Below are 19,300 nucleotides of genomic sequence, written 5' to 3'. Positions count from 1 at the left end.
GGTCTCCTCATCGCACTATCACGCTACCGGTGATCAGAGCACGACAGCGTCGAACCGACGCTTCAGCTCTGATCACAGTGCGATCACGTTGCGGAGAGGATACCGTTGCCAGACCAGGTTGCCCGTGGTGTGTTGTGTGGCTGCCGCACGCCACACAACACGCCAGCCGTGCTCACGATCAAGTGCGGAGCGCAGCGCACACCCGTGCCGGTGCGTGACCCTGGCCAAGGGGATTGCCTGAGCGAGGGCCGACAGCCCGCCCCCAAGTTACCGGTGCATCACAGGCAATCCTACAAACCGCTGTGCAGGGGCTGGGTTGACCAATAGCGATGGATCGTCTCAGTAATGATGCCCCGATTGGTCATAGATTTTGGTATCACCACCTCGTCCCGTTGTCCTATCGGGCCATCCCTACGCTCTGGGCACAAATAACACAGCACCCGCTGCTGTTACAGCGGGTGCGACCTGGCGGGGAGGGAGGGATTCGAACCCTCGAGGGGGTTGCCCCCCTAGCGGTTTAGCAAACCGCCGCACTAGGCCACTATGCGACCTCCCCATAACTGTTCTGGAGGGGGCGGTGGGATTCGAACCCACGGGACGCATTGCTACGTCCTTCGGTTTTCAAGACCGACGCATTAAACCGGACTCTGCCACGCCCCCGCTTGGCTGGCCGGCACAAAAAATGGCAGGCGGGACAGGACTTGAACCTGCAACCGGTGGATTTGGAGGCCACTGCTCTGCCAATTGAGCTACCCGCCTTCGCGCCATTTATCCTACCACATGAGGGCGATTTTGGCAAGAGCCAACCGGGGAGCGGGTATGTGTCTGTCACACGTGTACGTCCATAGGTCACAGCACTGGTACGCTTGCCACGAACTGCACCGCAATGTGGGCTGGCGTACCCGGTCTTCTCTAAAAACCCTCCGGCGCCTGATACCGTTCGAGATTTTGAAAGCGCGTTGTCCGCGACTCAAACCGCAATGGGATCACGCCTAGCGGGCCATTACGGTGCTTGGCGATGTGAATCTCGGCGATCCCTTTCTTGTCGGTCTCCTTATCGTACAACTCTTCACGATAAATAAACATCACAATATCCGCGTCCTGCTCAATTGAACCCGACTCGCGGAGGTCGCTCAGCATCGGTACATGATTTTGCCGCCCCTCAACCGCACGCGAGAGCTGGGAAAGGGCAATCACCGGTACGTTGAGTTCACGGGCAAGGGCTTTCAGTCCTCGACTGATGTCACTCACTTCTTGCACCCGATTATCGGTGCGTCGCCCCGACATGAGTTGCAGGTAGTCGATCATGACAAGTGTGATACCAACCTCGCTGTGCAGGCGTCGGGCACGTGCCCGCACATCGGTGATGCTCAGGCCGGGAGTATCTTCAATATAGATCGGCAATTCTGACAGCACGCCCAACCCTTCAATCGCCAGACTCAGCTCTTCGCCGCGTAGGTTGCCGGTGCGCAGGCGCTGCATATCAATCCCGGTATGCATCGCCAGCATACGCTGAACTAACTGTTCGCGGCTCATTTCAAGGCTGAAGATGGCAACAGTTCCGTTTGCGTGAAACGCCACATTATAGGCCAGCGAGAGGGCGAGAGAGGTTTTACCCACGCTCGGACGTGCGGCGAGGATGATCAGATCGCTCGGCTGCAAACCACCGGTCAGCTCATCGAGGTCGTGGTAACCGGTTGGTACTCCGATCACCTCGCCTCGCCGCTCCTGCATCGACTCTATTTGGGAAAAGAGGGTATTGACGACACGGCCAATATGGACAAAATCTTGATTGTTCCGCCGCTGTGAAACGGCAAACAACTCAGCTTCGGCCCGATCCAGCGTCTCTTCGAGATCACTGGCTTCATCGTACCCCATGGCCGCAATCCGGCCACCGGCCTCGATCAGGCGGCGGAGCAGTGCCGTCCGTTCTACAATGCGGGCGTAGTATTCGATGTGAACGGCAGTTGGCACCTCGGTGACCAGCTCGCTCAACATACTCAACCCGCCCACCAGTTCGAGCTGCCCACGCCGACGCAGTTCCGCCGCGACTGTAGCCAGATCGGCCGGTTCACGTCGGTTGTAACAGGCCAGCATCGCCTCGTAAATCAAGGCATGCTTTTCAAGGTAAAAATACTCGGCAGGAAGCCAGCCGGCAACCGCAATGATTGCATCACGTTCAAGCAAGATGGAACCAAGCGTTGCCCGCTCAGCCTGGAGATCGAATGGTACACTGCGTTCGAGGCGATCTTCCCGCTTTTCCACCATGTTTCCCCCGTTGCCCACCGGTTATCCACATCAATGGTATAAAACGCCAATGTGCCGCAATTTGCGGCACATTGGCAAGGAACTGAGTTGAGCGAGCGACAGTCGTTTATTCACCCACTACAACGACCTTCAATGTAGAAGATACACCACTCATCAACTCAACCGGTACTTCGTATTCACCGGTGCGCTTGATCGGATCTTCCAGCCCGATCTTGCGGCGGTCAATCTCGATCCCGGCTACTTCGTGCAGTTTGGCTGCAATGTCGGCATTGGTTACCGAGCCGTACAGCCGGTCTTGCTCACCGACCTTGACCGTAAAGGTGAGCGTCAACTCAGCCAGCCTGGCGGCCAGGGCCTCAGCCTCTTTTCGTGCAGCCTCGGCCTTGCGGCGCTGGGCAGCCAGTCGCTCTTCGGCCTGCTTAACCTGGCTCTTCGTCGCCAGTACTGCAAAGCCCTTTGGTAGCAGATAGTTTCGGCCAAAACCGCCGCTTACATCTTTGATTTCACCAGCTTTACCCAGGTGCTCAACATCCTGGAGCAGCAATACTTTCATTTTCTTTGCGCTCACGGCGCTCTCCTTTACCTGTACCCGTTATTAAGCAACGGCCATTATCTTACCATGACCTCGCGCTGCTCGTCAACGTTGTGCATCGACAGGGAACGAGCAGCGCGATGATCGTCCTGGTAGCTGTACTGTTGCTCTTGAATGATGCCCCTCTCTGTCTGGCAGCTACGGTTCAGGCTGTTGTTGTAGCACAATATCACCCGCCGCTCGCGATAACTGGCATATACGTGCGGTATATCGTCGTCACCACGCGCAACGTGATCGGAATGCTCTGACTTCCGGCACTCCCGGCATTCACGGTGATGGTCGTCGTGTAGGTGCCGGGTGTCAGTCCAGCCGGATTAACACGATAACGCAGCTCTGTGCGATAGCCGTTACCGCTGGTTGTTTCAAGAGTCAACCAGCCTGTCCCACCGCTTGCATTCCAGGCGATGCTGGTTGACCCCAGGTTCTGGATGGTCAGGGCATAGGTTGTCTCTGGATCGGTCGGTTGTGCCAGCAGCGTGACCGTAGCCGGTACCACTGCAAGCTGTGGTGGAGTATCCTGTCGTAGATACACCGGTGTCCCACTGAGCGGAATCTGCGCCTGCCCACCGGTAATGGTGAGAGGTAAGGTTGCACCATCGCGGTTGATGAGTTGAGCACTACGTCCTGCTTCCAGCGGCACCAGTCCTGTCTCGGCAGAGCCGGTTGTCCAGAGCAGATCAACCAGGGCACCGGTACTGGTCTGGAAGCGCAAATGATAACGTGCCGCCGGGGTCAGTGCGTTGCTTTGGAATGTATAATTGTGCAGTGGCCCAAAGCCGATAAAGGTTGCAGCCCCAAGTTGGGTTGCCAGGGTTGCGTAGGCATTGGCCGCCGGTTTACGGCTGTAGCCCTGATCCCGGTTGCGCAAAAGTGCGGCATTTCCCCACAGATCGGTTGATGGACTGTCGAATTTGTCTTCCAGTTGAAACCAGTTGATGTGCCGTACACCCAGGGCCAGCGCAATGCCGTGGCTGCGCACCAGGTAGTTGGCCTGATCCTGTTCATTTTTACACACTGGCGAGGAAGCAGTACAGGTCGACCAGCCAAGCTCGCTGATCCAGATCGGCACTTGCGGTCCCCGTCTGGCATCGAGCCAGCCCCGTGTATTTGCAATTCGCCCCCACAGAGATACCAGACCGAACAACCCGGCACGATCAGGCGCGGTGTCGGGCATGTAGGGGTGTATGGCTAACGCATCAAAACTATTCTGTGCGCCGGGTACGGCGGCGAACGCAGCGCCGAGAAACTCCAGACCATCACGATTGCCGCCGGTTCGGGTTCCGCCATCGAAGACGTAGACGCCGCCGGTGGCCACAATGGCTGTTGGATCGGCGGCTTTGGCCGCAGCGTAGCCGGCAGCCAGTAACGCACCGTACTCGTTGGCCTCTCCCGGCCAGGTTGCCCAGTTGTTCGGCTCGTTCCAGATCTGCCAGGCGGCTACTCGTGGCGAGCCGGGAGCATCGTTGATCCCATCGCCATCATAACGCTCGACCGCAGCCACCACGAAGTCGGCAAAATCTTGCGGGTTTGCCGGTGGGCACCAGTAGTTTTGCGAACCACCGTTGCGCGTAATCCGGCTGGCACAATCGCCGACCCGTGCCCATGTTGGTGTCGTAAGCAACATACCGATAATCCCAAAACCGGCATTCGCGGTTTGCGAGAGTGCCGTGTCCATCAAACTCCAGGAAAAGGCACCTTTCGCCGGTTCCAGATTGGCCCAGCTAATCTCTTCACGCACCCAGCTCACGCCAAGATCACGGGTGGTATTGATTAGTGCTCCGAGATCATCATTGCGATTTTGCGGAAGCCGTTCCAGGCCGCTGAAGTAGGTGTTCATTCCCAACGTACCCAATCGTGAAGGCTGGCCAGGCGCGGCGACGAGGGTTGCCGGCAGTGTTGTGAGGAACAGCGAACTGATGATCCAACAGATGAGAAGATTGCGTGCGTATCGTTCCATAGCCGTTTCCAGGTAACCACCTTCATTGCCGTGCCTGCATCGTAGCATAGTTTGACCCGAAAAACGGAAAAAGATAAGCGACAAAAAGTGATGGCCTGATGTATACAGAGTGTCACCTTCAGTCCTCGTTCATTCATCAAACTGACATCTTCGCTCCCTACTATAGCAGTGTCGCATCAACCACTCCAGGGAGCAGTCTATGTATCGTCGGTATGGAAAACGCTTCCTCGACTTGGTGATTGTCATTCCAGCTCTGGTTGTGCTGGCACCGGTTATGGCAATCATCGCTCTGCTGATACGGATCAAGTTGGGTCCTGGTGTCTTCTTCCGCCAACAACGCCCCGGTCTGCACGGGAAACCGTTCACGATGCTTAAGTTTCGGACAATGACCGATGCCCGTGATGCGCAGGGCAATCTGTTGCCGGATGATCAGCGATTGACGCCGTTTGGCCGTTTTCTGCGGAGCACCAGCCTGGATGAACTGCCTGAACTCCTCTGCGTCCTGCGTGGCGAGATGAGTCTGGTTGGGCCACGACCGTTGTTGATGCAGTATCTGGAACGTTACACTCCCGAACAGCGCCGTCGCCACGAGGTGTTGCCGGGTATTACCGGCCTGGCCCAGATCAATGGTCGTAATGCGCTTTCGTGGGAGCAGAAGTTTGCCTACGATGTGCAGTACGTCGATCAGCTTTCATTCTGGCTCGATGTGAAGATCCTCTTCCTCACCTTGTGGAAGGTCATCAAACGCGAAGGGATCAGTCAGCCTGGATGCGCAACTGCCGAAGAGTTTCGCGGCTCGCCACCACCGCCGCCGCAGCCACCAATGAAGCCAGGAGTCGCGAGTAGCGACTGATACATACCTGAGCCGTAACCAATTGTTCTTTTCAGCGACGTATTGGATAACTGTCATTGCATACAGATAACAGACGGAGCAAGGCTTTCCTGCAATTCACCATACCCTGCGTTGCCCTGTCGAGAGAGCATTGCAAACTATGACTCAGCGCATTGTCATCATCGGCGCAGGTGGTCACGCGCAGGTAGTGGCCGATATTCTGTTACGTTCTGCTGCCCACGGTCAGGCATGCCAGCCTATCGGTTACCTCGATGATAATCCAACATGTCACGGTCAGCAGCGCCTGGGGTTACCGGTGCTGGGGCCGGTCAGCATGCTTGCCACACTTCCTCACGATAGTGTGATTGTTGCCATTGGCGATAATCGGGTGCGCGCCCGGCTTTTCGCCGAATTGAAGGCGCGTGGCGAACATTTTGCCCGTGCCATTCATCCAACGGCGATTATTGCTCCTGACGTGGTCATTGGGCCGGGCACCATGATCTGCGCCGGTGCCATTGTCAATCCCGGTAGCGTTATCGGTGCCAACGTTATCCTCAATACCGCCTGTACCGTCGATCACCACAATCAGGTGGGGGATCATGCGCATCTGGCACCGGGTGTACATACCGGTGGTGCGGTCACCATCGGCACCGGTGCTTTAGTTGGCATCGGCGCCATCGTGATGCCACAGCGGCGGGTTGGTGATTGGAGTGTCGTCGGCGCCGGTGCGCTTGTCCACCGTGATGTTACTGCTGAGACAGTGGTTACCGGTGTACCGGCACAACCATTATATGTGCGGGCTGTCGGCGAATAACGGTCGATCTGCACAGCTCCAGTTGGAGCAACCGTCAGTGTTGTGTGTGTTCAAGTTTTACGCGATATACCAGGGGAGTTGAGCGTGTCAGTTCCAATGTCAGCACCGGATATTACCGAGGCCGAGATACAGGCAGTACAGCAGGTACTGCATACCAGTTATCTGAGCATTGGCCCACAAATCAAGGCGTTTGAACAGGCAATGGCCGATTATGTTGGACTACCGCACGCGGTGGGCGTCAATTCCGGTACCAGTGGATTGCATCTGTGCTGTATTGCAACCGGTGCCCGTGATGGCGACCTGGTCATTACAACACCCTTCTCATTTATCGCCTCGGCCAATAGCATTCTTTACGAGCGAGCAATTCCAATCTTCGTTGATGTTGATCCGGTTACCGGAAACATCGATCCACAGCTTGTGGCTGAGGCTGCATCTGATCTCATGCGCGGTGGCACTGCTGCCCGGCGCTGGCTGCCTCGGCGTCACAACACGCTCGGTATACTTAGAGCGATCATGCCGGTTCACGCCTTTGGGCAACCCGCCGATATGGATCCGATCAATGCCGTAGCTGCCGAATATGGACTACACGTTATCGAAGATGCCTGTGAAGCGATTGGGTCAATGTACAAAGGGCGTATGGCGGGCACCCTCAGCGATGCCGCCGTCTTTGCCTTTTACCCAAATAAGCAGATGACAACCGGCGAAGGCGGAATGATTGTTACCCACCGTGATGATTGGGCCAGCCTGTTCCGCTCACTCCGCAACCAGGGGCGCGATGTCTTTGATGCCTGGCTCAACCACACTCGTCTGGGCTACAACTATCGCCTCGACGAAATGAGTGCAGCGTTGGGAGTTGTGCAGCTACAGCGGATCGAGGAACTTATCGCCCGTCGTGCGCAGGTGGCCGCCTGGTACAACGAACAACTGGCCGACCTCGAACTGGTCGAACGCCCGCAACTAAGCCCACATACCACCCGGATGAGCTGGTTTGTGTATGTGATCCGTATTTTGCCACCCGCCGACCGCAATACGGTTATGCGCCGGCTGGCAGATGCCGGTATTCCGAGCCGTCCGTACTTCACACCGATCCACCTCCAACCCTTCTATCGAGAACAGTTCGGGTACCAACCGGGTGATTTTCCGGTCACGGAGCGGCTTGGTAACCTTTCGCTGGCATTGCCCTTCTCCAGCGTGATGCGTGAAGAGCAGGTCACTGAAGTTGTTCATCATCTGCGTGCTGCACTGCAATGAGTGTTAGCGGTATTGGTGAATAACGAACATAGGCTTTCTAACAAGATTTTCATCACCTTTCGTCATTCACCACATCTTTTGTTCACCTACACTCAGTAGCATAAGCACAGCCACCACAAATATGTGCAGCGTTATCCAATTGCCAGCACCCCTCCCGCATACGCTGCCTTCCAGAAAGCGGCAAACGGAAAGGAGCCTGTCTTGAAGCTCATACCATCCCCTACTCGCAATCGTTATTTTTTCTTTCTCGACGCCATTCTGCTCCCATTAATGGCATACATGAGCTTCGTAGTACGGCTTGATGATCTTCCAAATGGCAATGCTCTGTTGGGATGGTTGATTCTTGCTATCATTGCCACCCCAGTTCATCTCATCGTCTTTCGGCATCTGGGGGTTTACTCCCGCTACTGGCGTTATGCGTCGATTGACGAGCTGTTGCTGCTCATTTCAGCTATTTCGCTGGCAATGCTGATCTCTACCCCAACTGCACTTGTTGTTGCTTCGGTAACACCCTTTGCTCTTCTACCGCGCTCAGTTCCAATCATCTTCTTCTTCTTTGGCCTGGCAGCTACAATCGGTCCTCGTCTGATCGCGCGTATTCGCTGGCATCGTGCAACCGTGAAGCGCAAGTCTAAAAGCGAATTGACCTTCAACATGCAGCGGGTGTTGATCATGGGGGCTGGTTCAGCCGGCACGATGATTGCCCGTGAACTCCGCGATAATCCGCAACTCGGCATGGTTGCGGTCGGCTTTCTCGATGATGATCCCCTCAAGCAGGGCATGCATATCTACGGCGTGCCGGTGTTGGGTAATCGTTACGACATTCCGCGGCTGGCTCGTGAGCGACAGGCACATTACGTCATTATTGCGATGCCTTCGGCGAGTGGTAAAGATATTCGCAGCATTGTTGAACTCTGTGAGCGTACCAGAGTGAAGACCAAAATCATGCCTGGTCTTTACGAGATGCTTGATGGCAAGGTGAGCGTCAATCAGTTGCGGAATGTCCAGATTGAAGACTTGCTCCGCCGGCCTCCGGTACAGACAGATATTGCCGCTGTTCATCAGCTTCTGCGCGGGAAGCGGGTGCTGGTCACCGGCGGTGGTGGCTCGATTGGCTCTGAGCTTTGTCGGCAAATCCTACGGGCCAGTCCTGAAGAGCTGATTATTCTCGGTCATGGCGAAAATTCGGTCTTTACTATCGAGCAGGAATTGCGTCGAGTCGCTCCGCCGACCACGAAGCTTTCGGTGGTCATTGCTGACATCCGTTTCGCTGAACGCATCATGCACATCTTCGAGCAGTACCGGCCAGAGATAGTCTTTCACGCTGCGGCGCACAAGCACGTGCCGTTGATGGAGTTGCATCCCTCAGAAGCAGTGACGAATAACGTGCTCGGTACCCGCAATCTGCTCAGCGCGACAATGCAGGTTGACGTAAGCCATTTTGTGATGATTTCCAGTGATAAAGCGGTTAATCCGACCAGTGTGATGGGGGCGACAAAGCGTGTGGCTGAGCTGCTGGTACACGAGGCGGCCCGGCAGAGTGGGCGGGCGTATGTGGCTGTGCGCTTTGGGAATGTGCTGGGTTCCCGCGGATCGGTTGTGCTGACCTTCAAGCAGCAGATCGCCGCCGGTGGCCCGGTAACGGTGACCCATCCTGAAATGCGCCGCTTCTTCATGACTATCCCTGAAGCGGTGCAATTAACGTTGCAGGCTTCGGTGTTGGGGAAAGGTGGCGAGGTGTTTGTGCTCGATATGGGCGAACCAATCCGTATCGTCGATCTGGCTCGCGACATGATCGAGTTGTCTGGCCTACAGGTTGGTCGCGATATTGATATCGTCTTTACCGGTCTGCGCCCCGGCGAGAAGCTCTATGAAGAGCTATTTGTTGAGGGTGAAGAATATGAACGGACGACCCACGCCAAGATCGTTATCGCTCGCAACGCATCACAGTTAGTACCGCGCACACTGGCCGACCAAATTCGTATTCTCGAAATGGCAGCGCTCAACGATGATACAGCCGTACTGTTGCGTACCCTTCATCGTTTGGTGCCAACCTTCAAACAGCCGACACCAATGCCGATGAACGAACCCAAACCACGCGAGCAGGCTGTTGGTGAGCCGCTGTGGCGACGACAGTTAGCCAGTGATTAGGCAAAGGCATAGCGAAGTGTTCATGTGAGGGTGCAGTTATACACGTGTAGCGTTATCTGGAATGCGGAAGCCACGCTTCCGCATTCCACTGTAAGGATGCGCGGAAGGTGTGTTCTGTCCGTTTTGTGTGAGAGCCGGTCTTGCTATCAGGTGTGAACGCAGTATCAGACTGTTGCAACAGGTTGCCATATGAAACACTTTCACCGCCTACTCCTGATCACGCTGATCGGTATGATCATCGTGGCCGCACTCCTGCGGGATGCTCGATTACCGGTTGCAGCTCAACCCTTGACCGGCGGACTGATAACGGAAACGCTTGCCGGGGATGCGGTACAGGTAATGATGCCCGGACGGTTCGCTCTCACCTTTACACCAGACGGGATCGAGGTATGGCGCGACCTGCGGCGCGATCCAGCCGGTCACCGCAATCTGGTTAATCAATCAACACCACTTCTGGTGCCCCAGCTTGCCGACGGCCAGCAAGTGGTCGGCAGGCCAACACTGGTACGTAGTTCATCATTACGCGCCGTGATTTCGTACACCTACGCCGGCACCACAATCAGTTATGAGGTGTGGGCCGGCGGTCAGATACTGATCAGCGCCAGTGGTCAGCGCGTTACGCTCTCTGGCCCTCACCTGACCGGCGATGCCAGTGCCGGAGCGGCGCTGCAAGCGATTAAATCGACATCCACTGCTCAATACTGGGTACTCTATCTCGATGCCTGGGCCGTTGATGAACTACCGCTCGCCTTGTCCGATCCGGCAATGGTCGCCGTCACCTCACCTGATAATGTGAGCTTATCCGCGAATGGTTCGGTCGCGATAACCCCACCTGACGGTGTGGTGCGGGCGCCACGGCTCCGCATCAAGAACTGGTCTGGCGGCGAGGCGGTTACAGTCGAGCGAGCCGGGGTGACCCTGGCTGAAGGTATTGATTATCTGACCGAGTATGATCCTGTCAGTGGTGATCTCCTCGTGCAATATTTGCATCTCCTGCCACCTGGCCCGGCAGCCAGCCGCACCTTCCAGATTCGTCCATCTCAGGCCGAACCGGTCTTGAGTCTGGCTATTCTCGATGCTAACGGCAATCCCCGACCCCTTGATCCGGTTACCGGTATGCTGATCGTCGATGCCGATCTCCCCGCCGGGCAGTCGCCGGCACCTGGCCCGTTAACGACGAGAGATGTCTTCCAGATTCCGTACATTCAAACCGGGCCAACGCTACGCTTGCAGGCGACCGTCACCGATCCGCCGGCTGAGTTCAGTGGTGTCCGCTTTACCATCAGTGGCCCCGGTTTTAATCAAACGATTGACGATCTCACACCCGGCGATGGTCTTACCGCGACCGTTACCCTGCCGCGCCGCGCCGAGTACAGTGTCTCGGCGACGATCCTGATCAACGGCGAACCGGGATCGCTTAGCCGGACTATCGATCCGGTCGGTTACGGGTATGTGTTCGTGAGCATTGGCGACTCGATCACCGCAGGGAAATGGGGTTTCTATCGTCTGCCGCCAGGTTCAAGCCTCACCGGTGCGAGTGATGGCTATCCGTTTACCAGCCCGCCACCGGTTGGCAGCGGCTACCCGCGCAGCGATGATGGCCGTAACTATCCCCAATCGGATAACACGCAGGCCGATAGTGCCGGCTATCAGAACATCTACTATGCCGGCTATCAGATAGAATTGAATAATTTGCTGACAACCTGCCTCAACAGCCCGGTATTCATCCTCAACGATGGCTTTAGCGGTATTCGTACCGCACGCGATCTCTACGGTAATACCACCGGATCAGACCGGATTGGGGCAAGTGGCTACCTGAATGCGCTCGGCAAAGCGACGGTGTACCGGCAGCATATCACCGATCTGGGGGCTGGGCAGGTATTGCTGCAAGTTGGTACCAATGATGCCACGGCAGTTTCGACAACGAATATCTACAACAACCTGATGCCGGCCAGTGTCTATAAAGAAGATCTGCGCGCTCTGATCAATGCCATTCGCCTGGATCGTCCCGATCTCGGATTGTGGGTTGCGCGTCTCCCGTGGCGAAATGACGGCACAACTACCCAGGCTAATACTCGCCGTGCCACAACACAGTCATTTAACCTTAGCATTGCTGAACTGGTCGATGAACTCGACGACGAGGCACCGGTTCGCTTAGGGCCAGATTTTTATACCCACTTTGCCAATTATCAAGATCAGATTATTACCACGAATCCCAGTAACGGCAATGCCGACAACATTCACCCGAATAGTGCGGGCTTCAGCGCGATGGCCGATCTATGGAGTGATGTGCTTTGCGCCGATCTACCTCGTGAACCCGATCCATCACCGACGCCGACCAGCACTATCTACATTCCAACTGTCACCAATACGTCTTCACCAACACCCAGCAGTGTTATTACGACCACGAGTAGCCCAACCGCGACTTCCACCCCAACTGCGACCACCAGCCCAACGGTGACAGGTAGCCCGACCGCGACCACCAGCCCAACGGCGACAGGTAGCCCAACTGCGACCACCGGCCCGACGGCGACCACCAGCCCAACAGTAACGGTCAGCCCGACCGCAACTCAGACCGGTTCACCGGTACAGGCACCGGGAAGCTCCATCTACATCCCAATCATCAATAGATGATGATGCGGCGGGATGCTGTGGTGTGACTGTACAACTTATTTCACAAAAGCTGTGCTGTCGTGCTCCCAGCCTGCCGGTATGGTAGCGGGGAGTGCTGACGATCATCGCCAGAGACATCACTCGTTGGATGGGGTGCCTTACCCGCTTATCATGCACGTGTTGCGGCGTTTGGAGTGCGGCAGCCATGCTGCCGCACCAGCCATGCTCACGATTCGGCGCGTGTCACGCCGTTGACCCTGCCGGTCGCGGGGATACTGTAGCGTGAATGTAGACTCCGTGGGACGCACGGCTCTGCGCCCCCACCGGATATTACCAGTGCAATGGCCTACGGCGGTTCGACGGTTGTATGTCAAATCTTGATAAACACAGTGCATCATCGCCGGGGAAGTCAACAATATCAAATCTGACAACATAGCCTGGCATGCGATTCAACCCCTTCCCTCTCGCCACCTCGGCTTGATCCGCATCCCGCGTGATAACCATCGCCTGGTGCGGATGGCGCCACTGCTACCGGCATCGCTGCGTTCAGCGGGGTCGTGCCGGTGATCGCCACAGATCGTTTGCCAGGATGACGGATAGTCGCAGATGACTGCATATCTGGTGATGTGCCGTGATGCACAGGATCGGGCAAGATGTGACATCACCCGGCATCAATCATACCGTACACGTTGCGGCGTGCAGACATACTCCTGGTGTACGGGCTGGTATAATCGTATATAGCACTCTGACACCTGTCGGAGTATCGTGCCGGAGATACGACCCACAGCATATGCAACTACGTGTCACACAACTCAGCGCCAGCTACGGTATTCGCACCATCTTGCGCGGAATCAGCTTTGAACTCCAGCGCGGTGAAGTCCTGGTCGTCAGTGGGCCAAACGGAAGTGGTAAAAGCACGCTGTTGCGTATCCTGGCCGGTCTCCAGATGCCTGCAAGTGGAAGTGTGTCCTATACAGTCGGCGATCATCAGCTTGATCCTCGCGATATGCGCCACCTTATCGGTTGGGTTGCCCCCGACCTGTCACTTTACCGGGAACTGAGTGGGATCGAAAACTTGCGCTTCTTTGCCGATGTCCGTGGGTTAGCCATATCCGATGCTGAACTTCACGATCTGCTCAGGCGAGTGGGTCTGGGCGAGCGTGGTCATGATCGGTTGGCGGCCTACTCATCGGGTATGACGCAGCGGTTACGCTACGCTTTTGCCCTGCTTCATCGGCCACCGGTGCTCTTACTCGATGAACCAACCGTGACCCTTGACGAACGGGGCACAGCGTTTGTCGAACAGATTATTACCGACCAGCGCCAACGCGGGCTGACCGTCATTGCCACCAATGACCCACGTGAGTTGCGGTATGCCGACCTGCTGCTGAAGTTATATTAGAGCACGAAGACAGAACTGTATGGCTGAGTCAATTGACACCGAGGCACAATCGTCCTCGTATACAATGCCCCAGGCTGGTGGCACAATCGCAACGCTCCGTGCGGCCTGGGCAATTTTTCGCAAAGACATTGCCTGTGAACTCAGGACACGCTACGCCATCAACACCCTTCTCCTCTTTGCGGTCAGTGCAGCAACTGCGGTCAGCCTCGGCGTAGGCTTTCTCGGTTTGCGCCGTACCGAAGAGGCACTCTTGATCCAATCGGCCCTGCTTTGGGTTGCCATTCTCTTTGCTGCCCTGAATGGACTTTCCCGCAGCTTTGTTTACGAAGAGGAGACACGAACCCTCACCGCATTACGTCTGGCAGCCTCGCCAACCGCGGTGTTTCTGGGCAAATTCTGCTTTAACCTGACGCTCGTGCTGATCCTCGATCTGGTAACCAGTCTGCTCTTTATCGTCTTGTTGCGCGTCCAGGTCGGTAGCCCACTTGCCTTCAGTGCAATGCTGGCGACCGGAGGATTGGCGTTAACCTCGGCAACCACCATCATTGCGGCCATTATTGCCCGCGCCAGCTTCAAAAATGCTCTCTTCGCGGTACTGGCGTTCCCGCTCCTCGTTGCACCCCTGATCGTTGCCATCCAGGGCACTGCGCAAACGCTTGAAAACGTCGCCTTTGATGTTGTCCTTGGCCCGATCCGCTTCCTGCTGGCCTACGTCGTGGTCACCTTTACCGCTTCACTGATGCTCTTTCCCTTTGTATGGGAGTCTTGACAGGTGAGTGGAAGTAGTATATTCACCTCACCCTATAGAGCATTGCAGTATAGTGATGGATCGGTTGCCAAAATTGCAGATCAGGCGTGCTATCGAAAGCTGCTCATTCTGGAACGTACCGCCATGAGATAGCAAGAAGCCTTTCCAATCGCTATGATGGCGATAGCGGCACGATCTGATGGCAGAGAGGTGATCTGCCATCACAATCCACGGCAGTCATGATACAATGTTTAAGGGTTGTTAAAGTGTCCCAGTAATGGCGCTGTAATTGTGGTGCCAGCGCGATACCAGGGCAGGTTTCTACTCAGGTATCATAACTGGAACTTACGTTCCTTGTTTTTTAAGCAACAACGTTGTATGATGATCAAAGCAGGGATAGGCTACCACCCGTAGGGCTAGAAAGCAGTTTGCCATGACGCAACGGCTGGCACAGATGGCAAAATTTGGGATCGGCTTGTGGATAGCCGGTGTAATGATTGCCACCTTCCTGATAGTTCCCCAATATGAAGGATTAGGTGATGCTGGTCGAATTGTTATTGTCCACGTACCCACTGCGTGGGTTAGCGTGATTGCCTTTACGATCTCAGCCATCTTCAGTGGCCTCTACCTCTGGCGGCGGCGCGAGCGTGATGATCATATCGCGGTAGCCGCAGCCGAGGCAGGTCTCCTCTTCACCTTCCTGGCTACTATTACCGGCATGATCTTCTCGCAAGTGGCGTGGGGTATTTTCTGGAACTGGGATCCCCGCCAGACATCAATCTTTGTTCTTCTCCTCATCTACGCTGCCCTCTTCGCCTTACGCGCAGCGATTGACGATGCTGACCGGCGTCGTCAGCTCAGTGCTGTCTATTCACTCTTTGCATTTGTTACGATGCCGTTCCTCTTCTTCGTCGCGCCACGGATCGCCGATAGTACATTACACCCCAATTGTGCCTTTATTCAGGGCAGCAACTGCGACGGTGTTGTTCTGGAAGTGGGCAAGGTTGGGTTGATCGGCGATCAGAAGGTGCAGTTACTCGGCCTTGAGCGGCAGGGTAATCTGCTGGTGGCGGAAGTGAAGGTGAGTACGCCAGGTTTGCAGAGCGAAGCGATTCTCTACCCCAGCCTCGATCTGGTTGACGGTGGGATGGCTGCCCGCCCTGAGTTTCCCGGTTCGCGTTTCCAGCTTGGGCTTGAAGAGTATAATGAGGCAACCGGTGCGGTGCGGTTGAATATGGAAGCCCCTGGCACCAATTTGCTAGAGAATCGCCGCACGCTTTACGTCTTTTTAGCGGCAAATCTGGGCTTTACCGCACTCTTTTTCTGGATGTTGCAGATACGTTCACAGGTGCTAAACTTACAATGGGCAATTGCCCAGCGGAGGGCCTAACCCATGGATAGCGCAGCAATTTATGTGGCGACAGCCGCTGTGTTGTCGGTCTGGATCACGATCTTTATCTATCTCTGGCGGATCGATGCGACTGCACGTGCGTTAAAACGTGAGCTGGAACGAGAGCAGGATCGCTCGGAACCGCTACCACCGGTGGCTGAAGTGAGTCGGGTGCGTGAAACCGGTATTCCTGACGAGCCGGTTGAGCGCCGTTGAACTATCTGGTGAGGAAGATATGGCTGTTGCAACTACTCCAGTGCGTCGTGGTGTCGCTATTAAGCCACTGCACGTTGTTGGTCTGGGAATTATTTTGCTGGCAGTCGTCTACGGCTTTTTTGGCTTCCAGGATGGCTTCCGTGCCTACACTACCAGTGTTGACGAGGCAATGAGCAGCACGCGAAGTGTTCAGTTGGCCGGCTTCCTGGGCAGTACCGGCGAGATGGATGAACGGGGTCGGTTTACCTTTATGCTGCAAGATGAGAATGGGAAACTGATCAAAGTCATCTCGGATGATCCGCGACCGGCAAATTTCGAGCAGGCGATTAGTATTGTCGCCATTGGCCGCTACGATCCGACCGAGCAGGCATTCATGGCAGATGATCTGTTGGTGAAATGCCCGTCGAAGTATCAGGAAATGAACCAGGCAAAGCCATAAGCGAAGGCGACAGCCGCAACACGGTCATTGCTGGTACGTTTTCACCGTCTATTGGCTTTGACCGCTGGAAAGAGTTGCTATGTATCTCTTTGGTACGTTCCTCCTGATGGCCAGTCTGGGGATGACCTTGCTGGCGATTATCAGTTATGGACTAGTTTTACGTGGGCAGCGGGTAGCGCTTAGTTATGCCCGTTTCGGTGTCTATGCGGCGTTAGCCGGCGTGCTGATGTCGTGGACGCTACTGATTACGGTGTTTCTTGCCCGCCGCTTTGATCTGGACTACGTCTACAACTATAGCTCCCGCGATCTGGAGTTCTTCTTCACGATTGCGGCCAGTTGGGCCGGTCAACCAGGTAGTTTTATGATCTGGTTGCTGTGGGGGTCAATTGCCAGCGCGTTGCTGATTCGCCGTACCAAGCATTTTGAGTCGTATGTGTTAATGGTTGTTATGGCGATCCAGGCAGCGATCATTGGGTTTGTGCTGGTGCTCAATCCATTCCAGCCCCTGGTCGATCCCAATACCGGCGTCGCACTTACCCCAGGTGACGGTCGCGGTCTCAATCCGCTGTTGCACAACTTCTGGATGATCATTCACCCCCCAATCCTGTTCGTTGGCTATGCGCTTTCCATGATTCCCTTCGCATTTGCCCTGGCTGCGCTGTGGCGGCGCGATTACGATACATGGGTGAAACGGGCCTTGCCATGGACATTGGCGGCCTGGGCATTTCTGGGGCTGGCACTCTTGCTCGGCGGTTACTGGGCTTATGAGACGCTGGGCTGGGGTGGCTATTGGGGTTGGGATCCGGTTGAAAACTTGTCGCTGGTACCCTGGCTCATTCTAACCGCCCTGATCCACGGGATGCTTGTGCAACGCACCCACGGTGGTTTGCGAAAGACCAACCTCGTGTTGGGTGTGGCGACGTACATTACGGTGTTCTACGCTACCTTTATGACCCGCAGCGGGGTCTATGCTAACTTCTCTGTCCACTCATTTGTCGCCGAAGGGATTTTTGAGGGACTGGTTGGCTTTCAGATTTTCTTGCTGGCGGTTGCCATTGTCTCGTTGCTGGCCCGCTGGAACGATATTCCTGCCCGTCCACTTAGTGACAAATTCTTCTCGCGTGATAGCTTCTTCGTGCTGGCGATTATTACCATTGTCATGACCGCGCTGGTCGTTGGTATCGGCACCTCGATGCCGGTCATTTCGGCTATTCCTGGGGTAGGGCATACGCTGCAAGAGTGGATGGGGCGTTATTTCGAGCTTGATGACGGCACCCTGATGAACCCGCAGGCGCAACCGTTTGAAGATGGCCGTTTTTCGCTTGCCCCATCCTTCTACCAGCGCACAGTACCTCCACTCGGCGTGGTAGCAATCGTGTTGCTGATCGTTGGGCCACTCCTTGGCTGGCGCGACGCTAATCTCAGCCACCTCCTGCGTGCATTGCGTTGGCCGGCAGTGTTTGCAGTGATAGCGGCTGTCGTGGCCATGATTATCAATGTGCGCGATTTGCTCTCCCTGGCTTATGTTGCCGGTGGTGTCTTCGCGTTTGGAACGAACCTGGTGATGATTATTCGTACCCTGCGTGGTGGCTGGTTACGGATCGGTGGCTATCTTGCTCACCTCGGTTTTACAGTGATGGCGATTGGGATGGTTGCCTCTTCGGCCTACGCTACTCCCGATACTCGCCTGACGCTATCTCCCGGTGAGTCGGCCCGATTGTTTGGCTATGAGTTTATCTTCAACGGCTATCAACTTGATGACCAGCAGCGTGGTGTGCTCGATCTCACGGTGAGTGACGGATCGGGTACCTTCTCGGCTCGACCGTATCTCTACTTTAATCAGCGTATGGGCGCAACCATGCAAACGCCCTCGATCCACAGCTATCTCTGGCACGATCTCTACATTTCACCGGCAGGTTATGACCCGGAACGTGATCCTTCGCGACCGGTGTTAGGTGTGGATCAGAGCGCACAGATGGGGCCATACACGTTGACCTTCCGCGGGTTCAATATCGACCGCGAGGCAATGATGCGTGGTGAAGCGAAGGTTGGCGCCCGTGTCGAAGTTACTTATGAAGGCCAGACCTTCGAGGTTGAGCCGCGGGTGGAAGTTGTCCCCAATCCGACCACGAATGAAGGTGAGTTGCAGTTCATTCCGGTCACCCTACCCGGTGGCCACACCCTGCGTCTAGCGGAGCTTGATCCGACCAACCGCATGGTGCTTCTCGAAGGTAGTGGTCCCGGCCTGGATGATCTGCCGGTGGTGCCGGCCAAGGCTGTCATTGCGGTGAGTGTCAAACCGCTGGTTGTGCTGGTCTGGACTGGTGTTATCATGATGGTGATCGGCGGTGCAATCGCACTGGTACGGCGCTACCTTGAAGGTAGTCTGGCGCTGGCTGGTGCACGAGTACGACTACCCAAAGCGTTGCCGGAACTGGCGGCTCAACTGGGCTGGCGCGGGGCCGGCGACTAGGATGTGGACACCAGATCAGGATTATATGGTCAGAGAATACTGACCAAACGTGAGCATCTGTTGGTAGCTATCTGATGTGTTTCAGCGTGTAATGATCGATGAATAAAGGACAGTCGCGGTTGGCAGGCAGACCGATGAGCCGCCAATCGCGATT

14 protein-coding genes and 3 tRNA genes are annotated in these 19,300 nt (G+C 55.8%); 11 read left to right on the top strand and 6 right to left on the bottom strand.

Features of this window, described 5'->3' with window-relative positions:
• Positions 1-466: 466 nt before the first annotated feature.
• The 6 genes from CAUR_RS04995 to CAUR_RS04970 form a co-directional block, all read right to left on the bottom strand.
• Positions 467-556: transfer RNA gene (locus CAUR_RS04995), tRNA-Ser, on the bottom strand.
• Between the two features lie 10 nt (positions 557-566).
• A tRNA-Ser gene (locus CAUR_RS04990) sits at positions 567-660 on the bottom strand.
• Between the two features lie 23 nt (positions 661-683).
• Positions 684-759 (bottom strand) — tRNA-Trp (locus tag CAUR_RS04985).
• Between the two features lie 153 nt (positions 760-912).
• Positions 913-2,268, bottom strand: coding sequence for a replicative DNA helicase (gene dnaB / locus CAUR_RS04980; protein ID WP_012256839.1), 1,356 nt, complete (start codon positions 2,266-2,268; stop codon positions 913-915).
• 106 nt (positions 2,269-2,374) lie between these two features.
• Complete coding sequence (gene rplI / locus CAUR_RS04975; protein WP_012256838.1) at positions 2,375-2,821, bottom strand: 50S ribosomal protein L9; 447 nt, start codon at positions 2,819-2,821, stop codon at positions 2,375-2,377.
• Between the two features lie 208 nt (positions 2,822-3,029).
• Positions 3,030-4,817, bottom strand: a complete 1,788-nt coding sequence (locus tag CAUR_RS04970) for a BACON domain-containing protein (RefSeq protein ID WP_012660571.1) — start codon at positions 4,815-4,817, stop codon at positions 3,030-3,032.
• A 199-nt stretch (positions 4,818-5,016) separates the two neighbouring features.
• Between CAUR_RS04970 and CAUR_RS04965 the strand changes: the two genes are divergently transcribed.
• From CAUR_RS04965 to ccsA, 11 genes are all read left to right on the top strand, one after another.
• Positions 5,017-5,670, top strand: a complete 654-nt coding sequence (locus CAUR_RS04965; RefSeq protein WP_012256836.1) for a sugar transferase — start codon at positions 5,017-5,019, stop codon at positions 5,668-5,670.
• Between the two features lie 139 nt (positions 5,671-5,809).
• On the top strand, positions 5,810-6,463 hold the full coding sequence (locus CAUR_RS04960) for an acetyltransferase (RefSeq protein ID WP_012256835.1): 654 nt from the start codon (positions 5,810-5,812) through the stop codon (positions 6,461-6,463).
• An 84-nt stretch (positions 6,464-6,547) separates the two neighbouring features.
• Positions 6,548-7,714, top strand: a complete 1,167-nt coding sequence (locus tag CAUR_RS04955) for a DegT/DnrJ/EryC1/StrS family aminotransferase (RefSeq protein ID WP_012256834.1) — start codon at positions 6,548-6,550, stop codon at positions 7,712-7,714.
• A 201-nt stretch (positions 7,715-7,915) separates the two neighbouring features.
• Entirely contained in the window at positions 7,916-9,865 is a 1,950-nt protein-coding gene (locus CAUR_RS04950) for a polysaccharide biosynthesis protein (RefSeq protein ID WP_012256833.1), read from the top strand.
• A 189-nt stretch (positions 9,866-10,054) separates the two neighbouring features.
• Complete coding sequence (locus CAUR_RS04945) at positions 10,055-12,499, top strand: SGNH/GDSL hydrolase family protein (protein ID WP_012256832.1); 2,445 nt, start codon at positions 10,055-10,057, stop codon at positions 12,497-12,499.
• Between the two features lie 769 nt (positions 12,500-13,268).
• Positions 13,269-13,880, top strand: coding sequence for a heme ABC exporter ATP-binding protein CcmA (gene ccmA, locus CAUR_RS04940; RefSeq protein WP_012256831.1), 612 nt, complete (start codon positions 13,269-13,271; stop codon positions 13,878-13,880).
• 19 nt (positions 13,881-13,899) lie between these two features.
• Positions 13,900-14,649, top strand: coding sequence for a heme exporter protein CcmB (locus CAUR_RS04935; RefSeq protein WP_012256830.1), 750 nt, complete (start codon positions 13,900-13,902; stop codon positions 14,647-14,649).
• 412 nt (positions 14,650-15,061) lie between these two features.
• Positions 15,062-16,018 carry a cytochrome c biogenesis protein gene (locus CAUR_RS04930; protein WP_012256829.1) on the top strand — a complete coding sequence of 319 codons (957 nt, stop codon included), beginning with the start codon at positions 15,062-15,064 and terminating at the stop codon, positions 16,016-16,018.
• A gap of 3 nt (positions 16,019-16,021) precedes the next feature.
• Positions 16,022-16,234, top strand: a complete 213-nt coding sequence (locus CAUR_RS04925) for a CcmD family protein (protein ID WP_012256828.1) — start codon at positions 16,022-16,024, stop codon at positions 16,232-16,234.
• Positions 16,235-16,253: 19 nt separating this feature from the next.
• Entirely contained in the window at positions 16,254-16,673 is a 420-nt protein-coding gene (locus tag CAUR_RS04920; protein WP_012256827.1) for a cytochrome c maturation protein CcmE domain-containing protein, read from the top strand.
• A gap of 79 nt (positions 16,674-16,752) precedes the next feature.
• Positions 16,753-19,146 (top strand): cytochrome c biogenesis protein CcsA, encoded by a 2,394-nt coding sequence (ccsA, locus tag CAUR_RS04915; RefSeq protein WP_012256826.1) that lies wholly within the window; start codon positions 16,753-16,755, stop codon positions 19,144-19,146.
• Positions 19,147-19,300: the final 154 nt, after the last annotated feature.

This window comes from Chloroflexus aurantiacus J-10-fl (assembly GCF_000018865.1).
Classification (GTDB): domain Bacteria; phylum Chloroflexota; class Chloroflexia; order Chloroflexales; family Chloroflexaceae; genus Chloroflexus; species Chloroflexus aurantiacus.
This window is presented reverse-complemented; position numbering and strand designations above follow the sequence as displayed.